This window comes from Agrobacterium sp., from assembly GCF_032092815.1.
Taxonomy (GTDB): domain Bacteria; phylum Pseudomonadota; class Alphaproteobacteria; order Rhizobiales; family Rhizobiaceae; genus Agrobacterium.
The window spans coordinates 33,944-37,178 of the sequence record NZ_DAMDBP010000023.1 but is presented as its reverse complement, the minus strand read 5'-3'; the positions used below and the strand labels follow the sequence as shown (position 1 = coordinate 37,178).

The 3,235-nt window shown below is 55.8% G+C and carries 2 protein-coding genes, 2 pseudogenes and 1 other annotated feature; of the genes and pseudogenes, 3 read left to right on the top strand and 1 reads right to left on the bottom strand.

From position 1 onward, the window contains the following. Positions 1 to 143: pseudogene (locus tag RT613_RS14680) on the bottom strand (transcriptional regulator); the annotation flags it as partial. Between the two features lie 134 nt (positions 144 to 277). After that, positions 278 to 333: a sequence feature (sul1 is cis-regulatory element that is thought to sense ions involved in sulfur or methionine metabolism; They are found in Alphaproteobacteria), on the top strand. Positions 334 to 410: 77 nt separating this feature from the next. Here RT613_RS14680 and RT613_RS14675 point away from each other — a divergent pair. The 3 genes and pseudogenes from RT613_RS14675 to arsK form a co-directional block, all read left to right on the top strand. Continuing rightward, positions 411 to 1,898: a SulP family inorganic anion transporter gene (locus RT613_RS14675; RefSeq protein ID WP_313616441.1), complete on the top strand. Its 1,488-nt coding sequence runs from the start codon at positions 411 to 413 to the stop codon at positions 1,896 to 1,898. A gap of 148 nt (positions 1,899 to 2,046) precedes the next feature. Beyond that, positions 2,047 to 2,388 (top strand): metalloregulator ArsR/SmtB family transcription factor, encoded by a 342-nt coding sequence (locus RT613_RS14670; RefSeq protein WP_313616439.1) that lies wholly within the window; start codon positions 2,047 to 2,049, stop codon positions 2,386 to 2,388. Positions 2,389 to 2,408: 20 nt separating this feature from the next. Beyond that, a pseudogene (gene arsK / locus RT613_RS14665) lies at positions 2,409 to 3,235 on the top strand (arsenite efflux MFS transporter ArsK); the annotation flags it as partial.

Sequence of the window (3,235 nt, the reverse complement as noted above, 5' to 3'; positions counted from 1 at the left end):
GCCTGCAGATGCTTGAGCAGATAACTGGTGGACACGCCGTGAAGTTCTGCCAGCGCCGCCGCCGACAGGACACTGCCATCAGACAGTCCTGTCAGAAAGGTCATACAGTGGATGGCTTGCTCTATGCCTTCGCTGAGTTTCATGTTTTTCTCCAATTCACGGATAAAAATTATCCGCAATAATGCAGCCCGTCAATATGGCGGTGATGAACAATATGTTCAGACAATGGCGAGCTTTGTTGCATCCGTTCCTGAACCACGCTAATAAGGCGCATCCACAAGGACCCGGTGAAATTCCGGGTGGCTCTTCTGGCCGCCGATCCGCCAGACAACACAGCAACGCAACTTCATCATTGTTTATGGACCCGACTTCCGTTTGGCCCGTTGCCCCTTACTGTGAAAACCAAAATCATGATCAATTTTTCAACCTACCGTCGGGAATGGTTCTCGAACATCCGTGGCGATATTCTCTCTGGCATTGTCGTGGCGCTTGCGCTTATTCCAGAGGCTATCGGCTTTTCCGTTATTGCCGGCGTTGACCCGCGCGTTGGTCTTTATGCCTCATTTGCCATTGCCTGCGTGAGCGCCATTACCGGTGGCCGCCCTGGCATGATTTCTGCTGCCACCGCCGCAACGGCCGTGGTGATGGTGACGCTGGTGAAAGAACACGGCCTGCAATATCTGTTTGCCGCCACCATTTTGATGGGCATTATCCAGCTTATTGCCGGGTTTGCCAGAATTGGCCGGGTGATGCGCTTCGTTTCGCGCTCAGTGATCACAGGCTTTGTCAATTCGCTGGCCATCCTGATTTTCATGGCGCAGTTGCCGGAACTGATTGGCGTGCCGGTTGCCACCTATGTGATGATTGCCGGCGGTCTGGCCATCATCTACCTGTTTCCTTACGTCACCAAGGCGGTGCCCTCACCGCTGGTTTCGATCATCATCATTACCCTCATCGTGTGGTTTACCGGCATGGATGTGCGCACGGTCGGTGACCTTGGTGCCCTGCCCGACAGCCTGCCTCACTTCATGATCCCTGATGTGCCGTTTACGCTGGAAACGCTGCAGATCATTTTCCCATATTCGATAACGCTTGCCGCAGTTGGCCTGCTGGAAAGCCTGCTGACAGCGCAGATCGTTGATGACATGACCGACACGCCAAGCAACAAAAGCCAGGAATGCCTTGGCCAGGGTGCCAGCAACATAGCATCGGCCCTTATTGGCGGCATGGGTGGCTGTGCGATGATTGGCCAGTCGGTCATCAACGTGTCGTCCGGCGGACGTGGACGCCTTTCCACCTTTGTGGCCGGTGCGTTTCTGCTGTTTCTGATCGTGGCACTGAATGACCTGGTGCGGATTATTCCGATGGCCGCGCTGGTGGCGGTTATGATCATGGTATCGATCGGCACTTTCAAATGGCGCTCGGTGCTGGACCTCAGGAAAAACCCGCTGTCTTCCTCCATCGTGATGCTGGCGACAGTCGCCACGGTTCTCATTACCCATGACCTGGCCAAGGGCGTGATTGTGGGCGTGATGTTGTCCGGCATCTTCTTTGCCGGAAAGGTGGCAAAACTGTTCAGCGTCAAGTCGTCACCGAAAGACGCAAATGGCACCGTAACCTATACGGTTGAAGGGCAGATTTTCTTTGCCTCGGCGGAAAGCTTTATTGCCGCATTCGACTTTGCCACCCCGGTAGACAAGGTGAAAATCGATGTGAGCCAGGCGCATCTTTGGGACATCACAGCGGTTGGCGCACTGGACAAGGTGGTGATCAAATTCCGCCGCAACGGCACGGACGTCGAGGTTATCGGCTTTAACCGCGCCAGCGCCGACATGATTGACCGCTACGCCCTGCACGACAAGGCGGAGCGCGAAGCGGCCAGCGCTTCACTGCACTAAAGCAAGTGACTGCTTGAGAGATGGAACCGGGGCGGATTTCGCCCCGGTTTTTGTTTCCTGAAAATGCTTGAGCCAAAGCCATCGGCCACTTGCCGACAACCATCATCTTCGCTAAATCTCATTTCAATAGTTCAAGGATTATTGAAAGATGGAAGAAATGCAGGCGCTGGCCGCATTCGGGGCCTTGTCTCAGGAAACACGGCTGAAGATTGTGCGAATGCTGGTGGTGGCCGGGCCTGAGGGCATGGCCGCCGGAGCAATTTCCCAGCAGCTGGACGTATCGCCCTCCAACCTGTCCTTTCATCTCAAAGAGCTGGACCGCGCCGGGCTGATTACGCAACAACGCGAGGCCCGTTCCATTATCTACACCGCCCGTTTTGATGCGCTGGCCGGGCTGGCGCGTTTTCTTCTGGAGGATTGCTGCGCGGGAAATCCGGATATTGCCGGGTCGTTCGAGCAGGCCCCAGTCTCTAATTCCAACGACTTATAAACCGGCGAAGGAACAGGTCATTGGCCGCAAACAGGGTTCCGGCAGGTGTTGTTTCTGCCCTTGGTGTCACGCAGATCGTCGGTTATGGCACCCTTTATTACTCCTTCAGCATTCTGGCGCCTGATATGGCGCGTGATTTGGGCATAAGCCTGGAACAGGTGTTTGCGATCTTCTCCATTGCCCTGTTCATTGGCGGCCTGTCTGCCCCGTTCATTGGCAGGCATATGGACCGCATTGGTGCGGCAAGCGTGATGACGCTGGGCTCTGCCCTTGCAGCGCTGACCCTTGCAGCCTGCGCATGGTCACCTTCCGTTGCAATTTTTGCGCTGACGATTGTGCTGATGGAGGTGTTTTCAGGCATGGTTCAATACCAGGCCGCCTTTGCGACACTTGTGGAAAGCCAGCCCCGCACAGCCTCGCGCAGCATCACCTACCTGACACTGGTGGCCGGTTTTGCCTCCACCATATTCTGGCCGATTGCCGCCATGCTGACGGCCTATCTGTCCTGGCGGCAAATCTATGTGGTTTTTGCCGTTCTGAACCTCACCGTGTGTATGCCGTTACATTACTGGATAAAACGAAGCGGAAAGACGGACGACCAGCAGAACAGAATAGGAAACGGCGACGCAGTGCCCGGCGCGCTTGCGCCAGAGGTCCGCAGGCGTGGCATTGTGCTGGTTTCATTCGCCTTTTCGCTGACCGGTTTTACCGTTGCGGCCATTCTTGCCCATATGGTGCCGATGCTTGGCGCAATCGGCCTTGGTGGGGCTGCGGTGGCAATAGGCGCGCTGTTTGGGCCCGCACAGGTGCTGAGCCGCCTGATCAACATGGTGTTTGGACAACGTTT